Here is a 16,558-nt window from a genome sequence, read left to right as displayed (position 1 = left end):
ATCGACCACTGGTCCGAATTAGGGAATGCGACTGTGACACACCGGCCCTGCGGGGGTGTGAACTGCGGTAGAGGGTCAGTCGGCGACGGTCGCGGCGACGGTTGTCCCGTTTTCGCTGGTCAGGGACAGGCTACGGTGATCGATCTTGTAGGCCGTCTTGCCGTCGAAGAGTTTCAGGAAGGCCCTCTCGGCCTTCATGAGTGAGGCGTCGCACATCCTTCGGGTGGTCGCCGGGCTGCCGAAAGTGATAGCGCCGTCGCTGACCGTCGCCTTCGCAGAAACGTTGTTGCAACCAGCCTTGCCGCGGACGGTCCCCTTCTTCTGATCGAACACGAGATAGGTGTCGGCGGCGGACGGCAGCGGGCTGACGCCGGAGTCGGCTCCGGCTTCACCGACCGTCGTGACCGTCCACTTGGTGCCGTAGAGGGAGGACGCCTTCTCCTCGGTGAGGTGGATGGTGGCGCCGGCCTTGGTGGTGAGGGTGAGCTGCTGCTCGCCGTCGCCCTTGACCTGGGCGGTGAGGGTGCCGCCGGTGAGGGCCTTGGAGAAGGCGCCCTCGAAGGTCATCCGATCATCCCCGCAGGCCATGTCGGTCGAGCGGGCCGTTCCGAGGGCGATGTCGTCGCCGTCGACCTTGGCGGTGGCGCCGAAGCTGTTGCAGCCGTAGTTGCCGCTGACCTCGCCGTCCTTGGCGATCCGGAGGTAGGCGCCGGCGGGCGCGGCGCTCTTCTTCCCGTCGACGGTCAGGTCCTCGACCTTCCAGTGGATGCCGGTGACATCGGGTGACCCCGATGTCGTCGTTCCGGTTCCCGACCCGGTTCCCGACCCGACGGTCTGGCTGTCGCCGCTCTTCTCACTGCCGCACGCTGCGGCGAAGGGGAGTACGGCCAGGGTGAGGAGGCTGAGGCTGACGCTCGTCAGTCGCTGCGTGTTCATGCCGTTGGGACGGAAGGGGTGGGTGGGCGGTTCCCCGCCCGGCTGTAGTTCGGAGGGGGCTGCGGATTCTCCGTACGGGGTGCCGTCAGGCCATGAGGGGCAGTAGGGCTGCGAGGTCTGCTCGTTCGCCGCTCGCGCTGACCTGGGCCTTGTCGAGGGCGTCGGCCCACTGGACCCGGCCGGTGGCCAGGCGGATCCAGGTCAGCGGGTCGGTCTCGACGACGTTGGGCGGGGTGCCACGGGTGTGCCTCGGCCCCTCTACGCACTGCACCACGGCGTACGGCGGGATCCGCACCTCCGTCGAGCCGCCCGGCGCCTTCGCGGCGAGGGCGTCGGCGAGGAGGCGGGTGCAGGTGGCCAGGGCCTGGCGGTCGTACGGGATTCCGAGGCCAGGGACGGCGTCGTTCAGGTCGTCCGTGTGGACGACCAGCTCGACGGTACGGGTGACCAGGTAGTCGGCGAGGGTCATGGCGCCGGTCCGGGTGGCGAGCCGACGGGTGCCGGGGGCTTCGCCGATGCCGGTCAGGCGTTGGGTGAGGCGTTCTTCGGTGCGGGTGTAGAGGGCGTTGAGGGAGTCAAGGTCGGGGTGGGCGGCTGCCAGCTCTCGGGTGCCCTCTGCGATGTCGGCGGCTCGGGAGGCCGTGGCGAACGGCCAGTCGAGGAGGCCGAGGTCGGCTTTCTCCGGCTCGTCCCGGTCCAGGTTTCGGCTGACGGTCTCCATGGCCATGGTGACGTGCGCGGCCAGGTCGTGGACGGTCCAGTCGCCGAGGCGGGTGGGGAGGGTGAGCTGGTCGGGGGTGAGTGTGCGGATGGCGGAGCGGATGTTGTCGTACTGGGTGAGGATCGCTGCGCGGGTCTTGGCGGGGTCGTAGCTGCGGGTGCGGGACTTCGGCTTTTTGGCCGGGGGCATCGGGGGGTCAGCTCCGGAGGTGGTCGAGCAGGGCGGTGAAGGCTTGGCGGGGGAGGAGGAGGGCGGGGCCTTGGGGGTGTTTGGAGTCTCTGAGGGCTATGTGGGCGGGGGTCGGGGCGGGGTGGGCGACTTCTACGCAGTTGCCGCCCGAGTCGTTGCTGTAGGTGGACTTCTGCCAGGTGGCTTCCGACGTGGGGTCAGTGGTCATGGTTGTTCCATCTCTCGTGCCAGTCGTTGCAGGAGGTCGGAGGTCTCCCGGGGGCTCGGCGCCCCGGCCCGCATGGCGTCGAACCGGCGCGAGAAGCGCCACAGTTCCGTGTCCTTGTCCGTCAGGTTGACGGTGTCCTGACCGTCCTTGCTGACCACGGTGGGCAGCGGCGGCTCGAACTCCATGAGCACGAAACTCTCGGGCGCCCGGTACACCGGTTGCGACAGCGGGAGGATCTGCACGGTCACATGATCCAATGCGCAGAGTTCCGCGAGGTGCGCGTACTGCTCGCGCATCACGTCCGGGCCGCCGTAGACGCGTCGCACAGCGGCCTCTTCGAGGATCGCGTGCACCTCCACCGGGCGGTCGGACCGGGTGATGATCTGCTTGCGCCTCATCCTGATCTCGATGTTCCGCTCGACGAACTCGGTCGTCCGTTCGTCGATGGGCTTGGCGATCTCGAACTGGGCCCGGGCGTACGCCTCGGTCTGGAACAGGCCGTACAGCACGCATGGTTCGTAAACGCGGAGGATCTTGGCGTCGCCTTCGAGGCCGACGCTCATGCCGAATCCCGACGGCATCAGGCTCCGGTAGACCGACCACCATCCCCGGTTCAGCGAGTTCTTGTGGATCTCCAGGAGGAACTCCACGTCGTCGGAGTCCATGACCCCGTAGCGGTCCAGCAGCTCCTTGAGGTCCTGCACCTTGGGGAGGCTGGTCAAGCCGTTCTCGACTCGGTACAGCTTCGACTCGGTGAACCCCAGACCTCGTACCGCCTGAGCCAAGGTCAGCCCCTGACCGTCTCCGTCATCGCGGGCTGCTTGCTGTCGCAGCCTCCGTAGCTCCTGACCGAGTTGCATCCGCCGGATCGTCGGCCCCGTCTTCGTTGCCACCGTGCCCGCCCCTTCTGCGGTCATGCCCGCCAACAGTACGACTATGCCTGTCACTTGACGCCCTGTGCCCACCAAGTCACGGTCTGTGCATCGAGTGTGGCAGCTTGTGTCCACCTTGCGCAGCAGCATCCCAACTTTCCGGCATTTGCCAGTTCTCGTGGAATTTCTACGTTCGATTGTTTTGCCCTTGGAACGACGGAACCGTTGTCCCCATGACCACTCCCCCTCCCCACCCCCAGCGCCTCCCCCTCACCGACGGCCCCTTCCTCGTAGGGGACCGGGTCCGCGGAACCACCTACGTCCCGCCCGCCCTCCGCAAGCGCGAGGCGCCCGAGCCCGTCGAGGGCGTCGTCGTGCAGGTCGGATCCGGTTACGAGAACGCCGACGCCGAGGACGGCGACCTCCTCTGGGTACGCATCGCCGACTGCACCGAGCGTCAGTGCCGCGTGGGGGACGTCGTCACCGCCGACGTCGAAACCGAGCCGCTCTGCGACATCTGCAAGGTCGGCCGCGCCCCCTTCCTGCGCTACGGCACCCTGGAGAACACCGGCCGCATGTGCTCGGCGTGCCTGCACAGGACCCGCCTGTGCGCCATCTGCCAACAGCCCACCAGCACGGCGATGGTCGCCCTGCCCACGGTCGACCAGGGAACGGGGCCGGGCTGGACCTCGTACGCGTGCAAGGACTGCGCCGAACCGAAGAAAATGGGAACGTGACCGCGATGTCAGTGGCGGAGTTCGAGACGATCGCCTGCGCCGCACCGGAGACCGTGACGTTGGAGTTCGTCGGGGGACGCCTCGGCGTCAAGAGGAAACCGGACGGAGACCACAGCACCGTCGTAGCCTGGCTGGCCCGGCGCTGTATGCAGTCCAGGCCCGACCTGGACCTTTACCGGGGCACGGGACTCCGGGTGGAGGCCCATCAGGAGGGCAGGGTGAGACCGGACGCGGTACTCGCCCCGAGGCCCACTTCGCGGGGTCCGGCGAATGGGCCGACCCGGCCGGGGCTCTGCTGGTCGTCGAGATCACCTCGTACGACGCGGACACGGACTGGCGGATCCGCCACGAGAAGCCGGCCGCGTACGGCCAGTCCGGAATCCCCCTCTACCTCCTGATCGACCGGGACTCCTGCACCCTCACCGTGCACAGCTCCCCGGACCGGAAGGTCGGCGGCTACCGCGCCATCCACACCGCGAAGTTCGGCGAGAAGGTGCTCCTCCCCGACCCGGTCGGCATCGAACTCGACACGGAGATCCTCAAGAACTACGTGCGTTGAACCCGTACGCGCGGCCCCAACTGCCCACTCACCGCTGGGACTTCACGGCGTAGCCCAGCGCGACCAGCCCGACGCCGACCGCGAAGAGCGACGGCGACCCGCCGTTGAACAACATCAGAAGGGCACCCGCTCCCCACAGCCTGGGCTGCCTCACTCGCCACGGCAGCCGCTTGCCCGGCACCCGGCCGAGGAGCAGGGCGTGCACCCCGACGACGACCCAGGCGATGGCGAGCCCCAACGCCACCAAGCCCAGCAGGATGAACACGAATCCCCCGTAACCCATACGCCCCCCTGACCAGCAAACGACGAGGTCCCGCCCGAACCCGGATGTGACGGACGGGACCTCAGCCTCGTACAACCAAAGGCGACTGCGCCAGCAGCGCCGGAATCGTCCCCTCGTGCGCGGAACGGCGAAGGTGTTCGTGCCCGACCCGATCGGCATCGAACTCCACACGGGCGGGTGCACGAAGTGGTGACATCGGTTACCCGAATGTCGAAAAAAGGTTCTTCGGCCCGCCCAACCGCGCCCGACCCCCGCACCTCTTCACGTGCGTAGACGCGCACTGACCCCGCGCGCCGATCCGCACCCGAGGGGAACCAGAAACTCCATGAACAGCAAGCTCACCGCCGTCGCCCTGGCCGCTGTCGTCGTCGGCGGCTACGCCGTCACCACCGTCCCGGCCTCGGCCGCCACCACCTCCGGCGCCGCCAAAGCCGCTCCGACCCGTTGCCACACCGCCGACCTGAAGGCCGGTTTCGCCACGGGAGGCGACGCGGCACCGGAGATGGGGCAGACCACGAAGCAGACGCAGGCGTTCATCTGGTTCACCAACAAGAGCTCGCGCACCTGCACGCTGTCCGGCTTCCCCGGTGTCGACATGGTCGGCGCCCAGTCGACCGACGGGACGTGGTCGCTGGCGCGCTCCTCCAAGAGGCCCGTGAAGATCACCCTGGAGAAGGGCGACACGGTCGACTTCAGCATCAACCTGCTCCCGGTGGCCAAGTCCACGCCGAAGAAGGAGAAGTTCGTCCCGAAGCAGTTCCTGGTCACCCCGCCGAACGAGACGAAGCACTTCACCCTGACCTGGCCCTTCGGCGGCCAGATCCTCAAGCAGGACGGCGCCACCCGCCCGGGCACCTACGTGAACCCGATCGGCTTCTGACCCACCTCCCGACCGAGACCGCTGAGGGCCCCGCCTGCCAACCCGGCAGACGGGGCCCTCACCGTCGTACAACCAGAACCGACTACGCCGGCTACGCCAGCAGCGCCGGAATCGTCCCCTCGTGCGCCTCACGCAGTTCCGTCAGGGGCAGGGTGAACTCGCCCTGCAGTTCCACCGCGTCGCCGTCGACCACGCCGATTCGCGTCACCGGCAGGCCCCGCGCCCCGCACATGTCGTTGAAGCGGAGCTCCTCCGAGCGCGGGACCGCGACCACCGCGCGGCCGGCCGACTCCGAGAACAGGAGGGTGAACGCGTCGAGCCCGTCCGGTACGACGAGACGCGCGCCCTTCCCGCCGAGGAGAGCCGACTCCACCACCGCCTGGATCAGACCGCCGTCCGACAGGTCGTGCGCGGAGTCGATCATGCCGTCACGGGAGGCGGAGATCAGGATCTCCGCCAGGAGACGCTCACGCTCCAGGTCGACCTTGGGCGGCAGGCCACCCAGGTGGTCGTGCACGACCTGCGACCACGCCGACCCACTGAGCTCCTCGCGGGTGTCGCCGAGGAGGTACAGCAGCTGGCCCTCCTCCTGGAACGCGACCGGCGTGCGACGCGCCACGTCGTCGATGACGCCCAGGACCGCGACGACCGGCGTCGGGTGGATGGCCGCCTCGCCGGTCTGGTTGTAGAGCGAGACGTTGCCGCCGGTCACCGGGGTGCCCAACTGCAGGCAGGCGTCCGCGAGTCCACGTACCGCCTCCGCGAACTGCCACATCACCGCCGGGTCTTCGGGCGAGCCGAAGTTCAGGCAGTCGGAGACGGCGAGGGGCTTCGCGCCTGTCGTCGCCACGTTGCGGTAGGCCTCCGAGAGCGCCAACTGCGCGCCCGCGTACGGGTCGAGCTTGGCGAAGCGGCCGTTGCCGTCCGTCGCGATGGCGACCCCGAGGCCGGTCGTCTCGTCGATGCGGATCATCCCGGAGTCCTCGGGCTGGGCCAACACCGTGTTGCCCTGCACGAAGTGGTCGTACTGGGAGGTGATCCAGGACTTGGAGGCCTGGTTCGGGGAGGAGACGAGCTGGAGGACCTGAGCCCTCAGCTCCTCCGAAGTCGCCGGGCGCGCAAGCTTGTTGGCGTCGTCCGCCTGGAGGGCGTCCTGCCAGTCCGGGCGGGCGTACGGGCGCTCGTAGACCGGGCCGTCGTGCGCGACCGTGCGCGGGTCGACGTCGACGATCTTGCCGCCGTGCCAGAAGATCTCGAGGCGGTCGCCGTCGGTGACCTCACCGATCACCGTGGCGATGACGTCCCACTTGTCGCAGATGGCGAGGAACCGGTCGACCTTCTCCGGCTCGACCACCGCGCACATGCGTTCCTGCGACTCGCTCATGAGGATTTCCTCGGGAGACAGGGTCGAGTCGCGGAGGGGGACGTCGTCGAGGGTGACGCGCATGCCGCCAGAGCCGTTGGACGCCAGCTCGGACGTCGCGCAGGACAGGCCCGCCGCGCCGAGGTCCTGGATGCCGACGACCAGCTTCTCCTTGAAGGCCTCCAGGGTGCACTCGATGAGCAGCTTCTCCTGGAAGGGGTCGCCGACCTGGACGGCGGGGCGCTTCGACGGCTTCGCGTCGTCGAAGGTCTCCGAGGCGAGGATCGACGCGCCGCCGATACCGTCACCGCCCGTGCGGGCCCCGTACAGGATGACCTTGTTGCCCGTGCCCGACGCCTTCGCCAGGTGGATGTCCTCATGCCGCATGACGCCAATGGCGCCCGCGTTGACCAGCGGGTTCCCCTGGTAGCAGGCGTCGAAGACGACCTCGCCGCCGATGTTGGGGAGCCCGAGGCAGTTGCCGTAGCCGCCGATGCCCGCCACCACACCCGGCAGCACGCGCTTGGTGTCGGGGTGGTCCGCCGCACCGAAACGCAGGGGGTCCACGACCGCTACCGGACGCGCACCCATCGCGATGATGTCGCGCACGATGCCGCCGACGCCCGTGGCCGCGCCCTGGTAGGGCTCGACGTAGGACGGGTGGTTGTGCGACTCGACCTTGAAGGTCACCGCGTAGCCCTGGCCGACGTCGACGACGCCCGCGTTCTCGCCGATGCCGACGAGCATCGCGTCGGAGTGCGGGGCCTTCTCGCCGAACTGGCGCAGATGCACCTTCGACGACTTGTAGCTGCAGTGCTCGGACCACATCACCGAGTACATGGCCAGCTCGGCGCCCGTCGGGCGGCGGCCGAGGATCTCCACGACCCGCTCGTACTCGTCCTTCTTCAGGCCGAGTTCGGCCCAGGGCAGCTCGACGTCGGGGGTCTCGGCCGCGTGCTCGACCGTGTCCAGAGGCGTCCGGCTCATGCGTTGACCAGCTTCTTGAGGATCGAGGTGAAGAACGGGAGACCGTCGGTACGGCCCGTGCCGATCAGCGGCTCGGTGGCGTGCTCCGGGTGCGGCATGAGGCCCACGACGTTCCCGGCCTCGTTGGTGATGCCGGCGATGTCACGGAGGCTGCCGTTGGGGTTGAAGTCCAGGTAGCGGAAGACGACCCGCCCCTCGGCCTCCAGCTTGTCCAGCGTGTACTCGTCGGCGACGTACCGGCCGTCCATGTTCTTCAGCGGGATGTGGATCTCCTGGCCGGCCGCGTAGTCGACGGTCCAGGCGGTGTCCGCGTTCTCCACCCGCAGCTTCTGGTCACGGCAGATGAAGTGCAGGTGGTCGTTGCCGAGCATCCCGCCCGGCAGAAGGTGCGCCTCGGTGAGGATCTGGAAGCCGTTGCAGATGCCGAGGACCGGCATGCCCGACTTCGCCTGCTCGATGACCGACTCCATCACCGGCGAGAAACGGGAGATGGCGCCCGCGCGCAGATAGTCGCCGTACGAGAATCCGCCGGGCAGAACCACCGCGTCGACCTGCTTGAGGTCCTTGTCCTTGTGCCAGAGAGCTACCGGCTCGGCACCCGCGAGACGGATCGCACGCTGTGTGTCCCGGTCGTCCAGTGAACCCGGAAAGGTGACGACTCCAATACGAGCAGTCACTTCTCTTCCCCCACCATCTCCTCCACCTTCACGGTGAAGTCCTCGATCACGGTGTTGGCGAGGAAGGATTCGGCAAGATCATGGATGCGGGCGAGCGCGGCGTCGTCCACCGGCCCGTCAACTTCCAGTTCGAATCGCTTTCCCTGACGTACGTCGGAGACGCCCTCGAAACCGAGACGCGGCAGTGCACGCTGCACCGCCTGGCCCTGGGGGTCGAGGATCTCCGGCTTGAGCATGACGTCGACTACGACGCGTGCCACTGGCACTCCCGGTGTGTGGTGCTGAGCAGGTTCCTTCAGGATACCCGCACAAAATTTCTACGCGGGTAGATTCGTAGGAAACTACGGGAGCCGAGGAGTGCGGCATCACGATCCGGTATCGGAGCGGTGCCAACGCGAAAAATTCTGGGAAAGATCCGGGTTCGCTACCAGGATGTCTATTGCGGGGAGACACGCGGACAGATTTAGTCGGTCTTCCCATTGCAATGCCGGGCACTGTACAAAGGAAAAGGCATTAGCCGATACTTTGCCCATTAACTGTCGGACAACCGAGATCTCCCGACACCTCCCGACGTCTACCGATGTCGCGGTCAAGGTGTCGCACGAAGGGACCGATATTCGTGGCTCAGCGTGTCGTGGTCACACTCTCCGACGACATCGACGGCTCGGAAGCGGCGGAAACGATCGCCTTCGGACTCGACGGCAAGTCGTACGAGATCGACCTGAATCAAACCAATGCCGAGAAACTGCGTAAGGCACTGGAGCCGTACGTGGACGCCGGCCGCAAGCGGTCGCGCTCCGGCAAGACGTACAAGCAGACGGAGGTCGCCCCCGACCCTGCGGCGGTCCGGGCCTGGGCCCTCGCCAACAAGTTCGACGTACCGACCCGGGGCCGCATCCCGAAGAAGGTGTACGAGGCCTTCACCGCCGCGCAGTAGGCGGCCCGCAGCCATCCGGCAGCCGGGCCTCAGCGCCCCACCGCCCCCTCGGCACAACCGACTTGCGTTGACCCCCCGCTGATCAGCTAGAGTCTGGAACACGCCGAGGGGCAAGGCCGAAAGGCCCGGCTCACGGAGGCTTGCGGGTGTAGTTCAGTAGCAGAACATCCCCCTTCCAGGGGGAAGGCGCAGTGTGCAATTCCTGTCACCCGCTCTGCATCGCCGGTCCTGACCACTCTGTGGATCAGGTAGGCTGGTGCTCGCGCCAGTCGGTGAAAGCCGACTGGAGGCAATGCGGACGTAGCTCAGTTGGTAGAGCGCAACCTTGCCAAGGTTGAGGTCGCCAGTTCGAACCTGGTCGTCCGCTCCAGATCAAGACCCCGGTCCTCGTGACCGGGGTCTTTTTCGTGTTCCGTCTGTTCCCGTCCGTTCCGTCTGTGGCGTCTGACATTTGTCATGTGCGGTGATGACACCACGCACTGCCTTCCGCTCCTTCCCGCCGGGATGCTGAAGACATGGAAACCAACGAACGCGAACACGTGATTGAGGTCACTGACCTGCGGCGTGTGTACGGGGGCGGGTTCGAGGCGGTGCGCGGGGTGTCCTTCTCCGTGGGCCGCGGGGAGATCTTCGCCCTGCTGGGCACGAACGGCGCCGGCAAGACGTCCACCGTCGAACTGCTGGAGGGGCTCGCGGCACCCGCCGGGGGACGCGTGCGTGTGCTGGGCCATGATCCGTACACCGAGCGGGCCCTCGTACGGCCGCGTACCGGCGTGATGCTCCAGGAAGGCGGCTTCCCGTCCGAGCTGACCGTCGGCGAGACCGCGCGGATGTGGGCCGCCTGTACGAGCGGGGCTCGGCCCGAGGCGGAGGTGCTCGCGCTCGTCGGGCTCGAGCGGCGCACCGACGTACGCGTGAAGCAGCTGTCCGGGGGTGAGCGGCGGCGCCTCGACCTCGCGCTCGCCCTCCTCGGCAACCCCGAGGTGCTGTTCCTCGACGAGCCGACGACCGGCCTCGACGCCGAAGGGCGCCGGGCCACCTGGGAGTTGGTACGGGAACTGCGCGCCGGCGGCACGACCGTACTGCTCACCACGCACTACCTGGAGGAGGCCGAGGATCTCGCCGACCGGCTCGCCATCCTCCACGAAGGGCGCATCGCCGCCTCCGGTACGCCCGCCGAGGTGACCGCCTCGCAGCCGTCCCGGATCTCCTTCGAACTGCCCGCGGGGTACTTCGTGGGCGACCTGCCGCCGCTGGGCCCGCTCGGCGTGAGCGAGTACGAGGAGCAGGGGCGTGTCGTCGTGCTGCGGACCCATGAACTCCAGCGGGCGGCAACGCGGTTGCTGGTCTGGGCTGAGCAGGCCGGGATCACCCTGCGGGGGCTGGACGTGCGGTCGGCCTCGCTGGAGGAGGCGTTCCTGCGGATCGCCCGGGAGGCTTCGGCGAGCGTGGATTCGTCCGTCGTCGGCGTCGCTGAGGAGAGTGTCGCGTGAGTACGGTCATCGGTGCGGGCGGGACGAGGGTCGCGACCACTCCCGCCGAGCGGATGCGGGCCCTGGCTCGGGCCGAGTCGACGTTGTTCCTGCGCAACAAGGGGACCCTGGTGGCCGCCCTGTTCGTGCCGCTGGTGCTGCCGGTCAGTGTGCGGTCCGCCACCTCGGACAGCGACCTGAAAGAGGCCGGCCTCGACCTCGGGACGCTCATCCTGCCCGCCTCGGTCGGCTTCTCTCTCCTCTTCGCCGTGTACGCGGCCCTCGTCGGCGTCTACGTCGCCCGGCGCGAGGAACTCGTCCTCAAACGGCTGCGCACCGGGGAGTTGCGCGACGTCGAGATACTCACCGGCTCGGCGCTTCCCGCCGCCGTGACATGCCTCGTACAGTGCCTGCTGCTGGCTGTCGGCTGCACCGTCCTGCTCGACATCGACGCGCCACCGGCGCCCCAACTCGCCGTCGTCGGACTGCTGTTGGGCCTGGTGACCTGTGTGGCGCTGGCCGCTCTCACCGCCACTTTCAGCCGGACCACCGAGAGCGCGCAGGTCACCTCGCTGCCGCTGATGCTCATCTCGTTCCTCGGGTCCGGGATCACCGTCCCGCTGGAGGTGCTGCCCGACCGGCTCGCGTCCTTCTGCGAACTTCTCCCGCTGACGCCCGCGATCACCCTCGTACGCGGGGCCTGGACCGGTGACCTGTCGGCGTACGAGGCGCTGGGCGCCGTACTGACCGGTCTGGCCTGGACCGTTCTGTCGGTGTTTGCTGTACGACGGTGGTTCCGCTGGGAGCCCCGGCGATAGGGGAAGTTGGGGGGCGCGGGGACATGGGCAGGCCGAGGCCGGGGAACTGGTGGGGGCGCAAGAGCACACCGGCGAAGGTGGAGACGTACACGCGCTGGTCGTTCCATCTCTTCCCCTTCATCGAGGTCACGGCGCTCGCACTGCCCGTCCTCGGGGATGTGGAGGAGCGGCTCGCGTACGTGCTGTTCCTGCTGGTGTGCGTGCACGCGGCGCTCTGCGCGGTCACCGCGTCCCGGGCGCTGGACTGGATCCGCGGGACCCGGGAACAGCCGTTGCGGCTGTCGGTCGCACTCGGTGCGGTCACCGCGGCGATCGGGATCCTGGCGCTCGTCCTGGCCACCCACGGGCCGGGCGGCGAGGACACCGAGACCGCCGCCGGCAGCCTGTTCGCCGGGGTGATCTCGTTCGGCACCGGGACCGTCACCCTCGGCATGCGCAGCCGACTGCGGATGCTGTCACTGGTGGCCGGGCTGGCCGTGGGCACGGTCGCCGTGGCCCTCCCGCTGGGTCTCTCGGTGCCCGCGGCCTTCGGCACGGGGCTGGCCGTACTGTTCGGCGCCGGGTTCATGTCGCTCACGTTCGTCTTCTCCGTCTGGCTGCTCACCGCCGTCTACGAACTCGACGAGGCCCGGGAGAACCGGGCCCGGCTCGCCGTCGCCGAGGAGCGGCTCCGCTTCGGGCGCGATCTGCACGACGTGATGGGACGCAACCTCGCGGTGATCGCCCTCAAGAGCGAGCTGGCGGTGCAGCTCGCCCGCCGCGAACGGCCCGAGGCCGTCGACCAGATGATCGAGGTGCAGCGGATCGCACGGGAGTCGCAGCGGGAGGTACGGGATGTCGTACGGGGGTACCGCGAGGCCGACCTCGGTGCGGAACTCCTGGGCGCGCAGGGGGTGTTGACAGCCGCCGGGATCTCCTGCGAGGTGAGCGGGGAGGCAGCGGGAGCGGCGGCCGGGCTGCCGGGTGAGGTGCAGTCGGCGCTCGGGTGGGTGGTCCGGGAAGCGGCCACCAATGTGCTGCGGCACGGGGATGCCGGGTGGTGCGGGGTTCGGGTGCGAGTGGGAGACGGGTGCGTGGTGCTGACCGTGGAGAACGACGGGGTCGCTCACAGGGGGGAGGCGCGCGAGGAGTCCGGGGTGGGGGCCGGGTCCGGGCTTGTCGGGTTGCGGGAGCGGTTGTCCGCGGTGGACGGGCGGCTGGAGGCGGGGGTCGTGGGAGGAGCCGGAGATCGGTTCCGGGTGGTCGCCACTGTGCCGTTGCCCGCCGGGACGGGGACGGGGACGGGGACGGGTGTGGGTTCGGGTTCGGGTTCAGGTTCGGGTTCAGGTTCGGGTTCGGGTTCGGGTTCACACAGTGGTTCGGGCTCGGGGACTGGTGCCGGGGTCGTTGTGAGTGAGGTCACTTCATGAGTGGGGTGCGGCTTCTGCTCGCCGACGACGAGCACCTCATCCGGGGTGCGCTGGCCGCCCTGCTCGGGCTCGAGGACGATCTCGTGGTCGTCGCCGAGGCCGCCACCGGGCCCGAGGCGCTGGCCATGGCTCGGGCGCACCGGCCCGACGTGGCGGTGCTCGATCTCGAGATGCCGGGCGCGGACGGTGTGAAGGTCGCCACATCGCTGCGTACCGAACTGCCGGAGTGCCGGGTGCTGATCGTGACCAGTCATGGCCGGCCTGGGCATCTGAAGCGGGCGCTTGAGGCCGGTGTGCGCGGGTTCGTCCCCAAGACCGTCAGTGCTCAGCGGCTCGCCGAGATCATCCGGACCGTGCACGCCGGAAACCGTTACGTCGACCCGGAGTTGGCGGCCGACGCGATCTCCGCCGGGGACTCGCCGCTGACCACGCGCGAGGCCGAGGTGCTCGAACTCGCCGCCGACGGCGCACCTGTCGCGGAGATCGCGGAGCGGGCCGCGCTGTCACAGGGGACCGTACGGAACTATCTGTCCTCGGCCGTGTCGAAACTCGGGGCGGAGAACCGGCATGCCGCAGTGCGGCTCGCACGGCTTCGGGGTTGGGTATAGTTGGCCTCGCGCCACGGCACATAGCAGCAGTGCGGGGCGCGATGCGGACGTAGCTCAGTTGGTAGAGCGCAACCTTGCCAAGGTTGAGGTCGCCAGTTCGAACCTGGTCGTCCGCTCCAGATCAAGCCCCCCGACTTCGGCCGGGGGGCTTTGTCGTGCGCCGGGCGGCTGCTATGCCCAGCTCAGGCCCGTCAGGCGCTCGTACGCCTCGATGTACTTCGCCCGGGTCGCGTCCGTGACGTGCTGCGGGAGCGGCGGCGGGGGCTGCTCGCTGGCGCGGACCCAGCCGGACTCCGAGGATGTCAGCCAGTCCCGTACGAACTGCTTGTCGAACGAGGGCTGCGCGTGGCCCGGCTCCCACTGGTCGGCCGGCCAGAAGCGGGACGAGTCGGGGGTGAGGACCTCGTCGGCGAGGACCAGCTTCTCGCCGTCCTCGGTGCTCTCGTACCCGAACTCGAACTTGGTGTCCGCAAGGATGATGCCCCGCTCGCGGGCGATGTCCCGGGCCCGGGAGTACACGGCGAGGGTCGCCTGGCGGAGCTCGGCGGCGGTCTCGGCGCCGACCTGGCGGGCCACCTCCTCGTACGACACGTTCTCGTCGTGCTCGCCGACCGCGGCCTTCGTGGCCGGGGTGAAGATCGGGGCGGGCAGCTCGGAGCCGTCGGAGAGGCCTTCGGGCAGGGCCAGGCCGCAGACCGTACGGGACTGGTTGTACTCGGTGAGGCCGGAGCCGGTGAGGTAGCCGCGGGCCACGCACTCCACCGGCATCATGCGCAGGGACTTGCAGATGAGGGTGCGGCCCGCCCAGTCGGCGGGGGCGCCCGGCGGGAGTTCGGTGCTCAGGACGTGGTTGGGGGCCAGGTCGGCGAGCTGGTCGAACCACCAGAGCGAGAGCTGGGTGAGGACGCGGCCCTTGTCGGGGATCTCCGTCTGCAGCACCCAGTCGAAGGCGGAGATGCGGTCGCTGGCGACCATCACGAGGTCGCCCGCCTCGTTCTGGTACAGGTCGCGCACCTTGCCGGTGTGCAGATGCACCAGACCCGGAACCTGAAGGGGCTCGGGCTTTTCTACGAATCCGGACACGGTTCCTCCCCGTGGTGATGACCAAGTGGCTCGGTGTGGCTCGATTCTCCCGTATGCGGAGGACACCTTTTCGCCGGGGGGAGGCTGGAGACCGTTCAGTCTCGTTTGCAGATGCGGTCCAGGAGGTTCGCGGTGGCCCGCTGGACCCGGGGATCCACATGCCCGGGGCGGTCCAGGGCGGGGGACCACGCGAACGTTCCGGACGCGAAGACCAGGGCGCCCGAGGGGGCCCGGTAGAGGGAGGTCTCCTGGTGGCGGAGGGCGCCCTCGCTGTCGGCGTACGGGGAGTGCGCGAGGAGGATGCGGTCCTCGTGCTCGGGGAGCTGGGTGCGCGGGAAGTAGCGGTCGGCCTCGCCGGCGACCATGCCCTCGATCTTGTCGCCGTCGTGCGCGCCGGTCGCCTCCCACATCCAGTGGTCGGCGTTGCGGACGACTAAGGGCGTCGGCTCCGGGACCCTCCCCGCGTACTGGATGCCGATCAACTGCTGCTCCGGACGGTCGATTTCACGCCACAGAGCCGGCTTTCCGGGGCCGCGCCGCTTTCGGCAGGTGAGGAGGCGGTCCGCGACGCCCGACGGGGACGGGCCCAGCTCGACCTGCCAGTACATGGTGTTGGCGGAGAGGAAGACGAGGGAGGTGCCGTTCTCCCGGGCGAGTTCCGTGGTGCGGCGCATCGCCGACGACCAGTACTCGTCGTGGCCCGGGAAGACCAGGCCCCGGTAACGGGTGGGGTCGACGCGGCCGGCGTGCAGGTCTCGGGCGTCGGCGTACGCGACGTCGTAGCCGTAGCGCTCGGCGAAGCGGATGAAGTCGTACGCGTGACCCACGTGGAGCGGGAGGCCCGCGCCGGCGTACGGACGGTCGAAGGAGACCGTCGTCGCGGCGTCGGCCTCGCCGAGGAGCCGGCCGTCCTCGTCCCACGCGTGGTAGAGGCTCGCGCCGGTGTGGCCGTCCTCCGGGTAGAGGTTGTACGCCTGCCAGGTGATGTCCGGCAGGAGGAGCAGCAGGTCCGCCGGGTGGTTGTCGCGGACCGTGAACGGGATGTGCGAGCGGTAGCCGTCGGCGGTGGTGAGCACGGCGACGTACGCCCCGATGTTCCAGTACGACGGGATCTGCAGCCGCCAGGACAGCCACCAGTGGTGGCAGGAGACAGTGCGGTCGGCGGTGAGGGGCGGGGGCTGGACGATGCCGGATAGGCGGGGGCTCGTCGTGATCTTCGCCGCGCCGTCGCCGCCGTAGTGGCCGATGCGGTAGATGTCGACGGCGAACTCCTGCGGCGGGTCCACGGTGATGTGGAAGTCGATCGCCTCGCCGGGGGCGGCCGGGCCGGTGGAGGCGAACCCCTTGATCTGACGGCGTACGTCGTCGGCGGCGCGGGGGCCGCCGGTGGTGGAGGGCGCGGGGCGGGGAGCGGGGATCCTGGCGGTGCCGCTCCGGCGCGTGGGGGTGGTCGGGGGCGGTGTCGGGTCTAAGGGGTCCACGTACCAGGGCACGACCTGGCCGGTGTCGCTGAAGTACGTCTCGCTGCCGCGCAACCAGGGGACGGGGCCCAGGCCGAAGGGGTCCGTGACGGCGTGCGCGAGTGCCCCTGACTCCCAGCGGCGGATCGGCTGCGACCCCATGTGCGTCCCTCCCTGGCTCCCCCGTCAGGTGTCTGTCCTATGTCCCGCGCGATTGCCATGTGCGCGTTCGGTCCCAGCACATCACATTTCGCACGCAGTACGTCACCGTTCGTCGCGAATTGGCCGTAAGCGGAAGAGAGGGGTCCGACCGGTTTCTTCGTAACCGGTCGGTGGTGTCTGGGGGCTGCCGCCCCCAG

Annotated in this window: 17 protein-coding genes, 3 tRNA genes and 1 pseudogene; 11 read left to right on the top strand and 10 right to left on the bottom strand. The window is 68.9% G+C overall.

What is annotated here, in order from left to right:
- Window positions 1-75 precede the first annotated feature (75 nt).
- From ABZ855_RS32370 to ABZ855_RS32355, 4 genes are all read right to left on the bottom strand, one after another.
- Window positions 76-936, bottom strand: a complete 861-nt coding sequence (locus tag ABZ855_RS32370) for an META domain-containing protein (protein WP_360812948.1) — start codon at window positions 934-936, stop codon at window positions 76-78.
- Window positions 937-1,021: 85 nt separating this feature from the next.
- Window positions 1,022-1,846, bottom strand: coding sequence for a sterol carrier family protein (locus ABZ855_RS32365; protein WP_360812946.1), 825 nt, complete (start codon window positions 1,844-1,846; stop codon window positions 1,022-1,024).
- Between the two features lie 7 nt (window positions 1,847-1,853).
- Entirely contained in the window at window positions 1,854-2,054 is a 201-nt protein-coding gene (locus tag ABZ855_RS32360; protein WP_360812944.1) for a DUF397 domain-containing protein, read from the bottom strand.
- Window positions 2,051-2,971, bottom strand: a complete 921-nt coding sequence (locus ABZ855_RS32355) for a helix-turn-helix transcriptional regulator (RefSeq protein ID WP_319213201.1) — start codon at window positions 2,969-2,971, stop codon at window positions 2,051-2,053. The genes ABZ855_RS32360 and ABZ855_RS32355 overlap by 4 nt, the downstream gene beginning before the upstream one ends.
- 188 nt (window positions 2,972-3,159) lie before the next feature.
- On the opposite strand from ABZ855_RS32355, the gene ABZ855_RS32350 reads away from it, so the two are divergent.
- Together ABZ855_RS32350 and ABZ855_RS32345 are read left to right on the top strand one after the other, a co-directional pair.
- Entirely contained in the window at window positions 3,160-3,663 is a 504-nt protein-coding gene (locus ABZ855_RS32350) for a hypothetical protein (protein ID WP_360812942.1), read from the top strand.
- 5 nt (window positions 3,664-3,668) lie between these two features.
- Window positions 3,669-4,222 (top strand): annotated as a pseudogene (locus ABZ855_RS32345) (Uma2 family endonuclease).
- A gap of 28 nt (window positions 4,223-4,250) precedes the next feature.
- Here ABZ855_RS32345 and ABZ855_RS32340 read toward each other — a convergent pair.
- Window positions 4,251-4,505, bottom strand: coding sequence for a hypothetical protein (locus ABZ855_RS32340; RefSeq protein ID WP_360812940.1), 255 nt, complete (start codon window positions 4,503-4,505; stop codon window positions 4,251-4,253).
- Window positions 4,506-4,830: 325 nt separating this feature from the next.
- On the opposite strand from ABZ855_RS32340, the gene ABZ855_RS32335 reads away from it, so the two are divergent.
- Entirely contained in the window at window positions 4,831-5,385 is a 555-nt protein-coding gene (locus ABZ855_RS32335; protein ID WP_360812938.1) for a DUF4232 domain-containing protein, read from the top strand.
- A gap of 91 nt (window positions 5,386-5,476) precedes the next feature.
- Here ABZ855_RS32335 and purL read toward each other — a convergent pair whose 3' ends face one another.
- From purL to purS, 3 genes are read right to left on the bottom strand one after another with little or no spacing between them, the layout of a single operon-like run.
- Window positions 5,477-7,735, bottom strand: a complete 2,259-nt coding sequence (gene purL, locus ABZ855_RS32330) for a phosphoribosylformylglycinamidine synthase subunit PurL (protein WP_360812936.1) — start codon at window positions 7,733-7,735, stop codon at window positions 5,477-5,479.
- A complete protein-coding gene (gene purQ, locus ABZ855_RS32325; RefSeq protein WP_360812934.1) occupies window positions 7,732-8,412 on the bottom strand; it encodes a phosphoribosylformylglycinamidine synthase subunit PurQ in 681 nt (226 codons plus the stop codon). The genes purL and purQ overlap by 4 nt, the downstream gene beginning before the upstream one ends.
- Window positions 8,409-8,672 carry a phosphoribosylformylglycinamidine synthase subunit PurS gene (purS, locus tag ABZ855_RS32320; protein WP_006377276.1) on the bottom strand — a complete coding sequence of 88 codons (264 nt, stop codon included), beginning with the start codon at window positions 8,670-8,672 and terminating at the stop codon, window positions 8,409-8,411. The genes purQ and purS overlap by 4 nt, the downstream gene beginning before the upstream one ends.
- A gap of 359 nt (window positions 8,673-9,031) precedes the next feature.
- Between purS and ABZ855_RS32315 the strand changes: the two genes are divergently transcribed.
- The 8 genes from ABZ855_RS32315 to ABZ855_RS32280 all read left to right on the top strand — a co-directional run bounded on the left by ABZ855_RS32315 (window position 9,032) and on the right by ABZ855_RS32280 (window position 13,775).
- Window positions 9,032-9,349 carry an Lsr2 family protein gene (locus tag ABZ855_RS32315; RefSeq protein ID WP_319213208.1) on the top strand — a complete coding sequence of 106 codons (318 nt, stop codon included), beginning with the start codon at window positions 9,032-9,034 and terminating at the stop codon, window positions 9,347-9,349.
- Between the two features lie 142 nt (window positions 9,350-9,491).
- Window positions 9,492-9,563 (top strand) — tRNA-Gly (locus tag ABZ855_RS32310).
- Window positions 9,564-9,643: 80 nt separating this feature from the next.
- A tRNA-Gly gene (locus tag ABZ855_RS32305) sits at window positions 9,644-9,719 on the top strand.
- Between the two features lie 145 nt (window positions 9,720-9,864).
- Window positions 9,865-10,842, top strand: coding sequence for an ABC transporter ATP-binding protein (locus ABZ855_RS32300; RefSeq protein WP_360812931.1), 978 nt, complete (start codon window positions 9,865-9,867; stop codon window positions 10,840-10,842).
- Window positions 10,843-10,895: 53 nt separating this feature from the next.
- Window positions 10,896-11,639: an ABC transporter permease gene (locus ABZ855_RS32295; protein ID WP_360813050.1), complete on the top strand. Its 744-nt coding sequence runs from the start codon at window positions 10,896-10,898 to the stop codon at window positions 11,637-11,639.
- Window positions 11,640-11,662: 23 nt separating this feature from the next.
- Window positions 11,663-13,048: a histidine kinase gene (locus ABZ855_RS32290; protein ID WP_360812929.1), complete on the top strand. Its 1,386-nt coding sequence runs from the start codon at window positions 11,663-11,665 to the stop codon at window positions 13,046-13,048.
- The gene (locus ABZ855_RS32285) at window positions 13,045-13,656 is read left to right on the top strand and encodes a response regulator transcription factor (RefSeq protein WP_360812927.1); all 612 of its coding nucleotides are present in this window, start codon (window positions 13,045-13,047) and stop codon (window positions 13,654-13,656) included. The genes ABZ855_RS32290 and ABZ855_RS32285 overlap by 4 nt, the downstream gene beginning before the upstream one ends.
- A 43-nt stretch (window positions 13,657-13,699) precedes the next feature.
- A tRNA-Gly gene (locus ABZ855_RS32280) sits at window positions 13,700-13,775 on the top strand.
- A gap of 52 nt (window positions 13,776-13,827) precedes the next feature.
- On the opposite strand, the gene ABZ855_RS32275 is transcribed toward ABZ855_RS32280, so the two are convergent.
- Window positions 13,828-14,739 carry a phosphoribosylaminoimidazolesuccinocarboxamide synthase gene (locus ABZ855_RS32275; RefSeq protein ID WP_360812925.1) on the bottom strand — a complete coding sequence of 304 codons (912 nt, stop codon included), beginning with the start codon at window positions 14,737-14,739 and terminating at the stop codon, window positions 13,828-13,830.
- A gap of 95 nt (window positions 14,740-14,834) precedes the next feature.
- Window positions 14,835-16,361 carry a N,N-dimethylformamidase beta subunit family domain-containing protein gene (locus ABZ855_RS32270; RefSeq protein ID WP_360812923.1) on the bottom strand — a complete coding sequence of 509 codons (1,527 nt, stop codon included), beginning with the start codon at window positions 16,359-16,361 and terminating at the stop codon, window positions 14,835-14,837.
- Between the last annotated feature and the right edge of the window lie 197 nt (window positions 16,362-16,558).

Source organism: Streptomyces sp. NPDC047042 (genome assembly GCF_040644035.1).
GTDB lineage: Bacteria > Actinomycetota > Actinomycetes > Streptomycetales > Streptomycetaceae > Streptomyces.
The sequence above is the reverse complement of the archived record's forward strand: the minus strand, read 5'-3'. Positions and strand labels throughout refer to the sequence as shown.

Bases quoted from the DNA above. Each gene is read 5' to 3' on its own strand.
- ABZ855_RS32370 (WP_360812948.1), bottom strand. From the start codon at position 936: ATGAACACGCAGCGACTGACGAGCGTCAGCCTCAGCCTCCTCACCCTG.
- ABZ855_RS32365 (WP_360812946.1), bottom strand. From the start codon at position 1,846: ATGCCCCCGGCCAAAAAGCCGAAGTCCCGCACCCGCAGCTACGACCCC.
- ABZ855_RS32360 (WP_360812944.1), bottom strand. From the start codon at position 2,054: ATGACCACTGACCCCACGTCGGAAGCCACCTGGCAGAAGTCCACCTAC.
- ABZ855_RS32355 (WP_319213201.1), bottom strand. From the start codon at position 2,971: ATGACCGCAGAAGGGGCGGGCACGGTGGCAACGAAGACGGGGCCGACG.
- ABZ855_RS32350 (WP_360812942.1), top strand. From the start codon at position 3,160: ATGACCACTCCCCCTCCCCACCCCCAGCGCCTCCCCCTCACCGACGGC.
- ABZ855_RS32340 (WP_360812940.1), bottom strand. From the start codon at position 4,505: ATGGGTTACGGGGGATTCGTGTTCATCCTGCTGGGCTTGGTGGCGTTG.
- ABZ855_RS32335 (WP_360812938.1), top strand. From the start codon at position 4,831: ATGAACAGCAAGCTCACCGCCGTCGCCCTGGCCGCTGTCGTCGTCGGC.
- purL (WP_360812936.1), bottom strand. From the start codon at position 7,735: ATGAGCCGGACGCCTCTGGACACGGTCGAGCACGCGGCCGAGACCCCC.
- ABZ855_RS32300 (WP_360812931.1), top strand. From the start codon at position 9,865: ATGGAAACCAACGAACGCGAACACGTGATTGAGGTCACTGACCTGCGG.
- ABZ855_RS32295 (WP_360813050.1), top strand. From the start codon at position 10,896: ATGCGGGCCCTGGCTCGGGCCGAGTCGACGTTGTTCCTGCGCAACAAG.
- ABZ855_RS32290 (WP_360812929.1), top strand. From the start codon at position 11,663: ATGGGCAGGCCGAGGCCGGGGAACTGGTGGGGGCGCAAGAGCACACCG.
- ABZ855_RS32285 (WP_360812927.1), top strand. From the start codon at position 13,045: ATGAGTGGGGTGCGGCTTCTGCTCGCCGACGACGAGCACCTCATCCGG.
- ABZ855_RS32270 (WP_360812923.1), bottom strand. From the start codon at position 16,361: ATGGGGTCGCAGCCGATCCGCCGCTGGGAGTCAGGGGCACTCGCGCAC.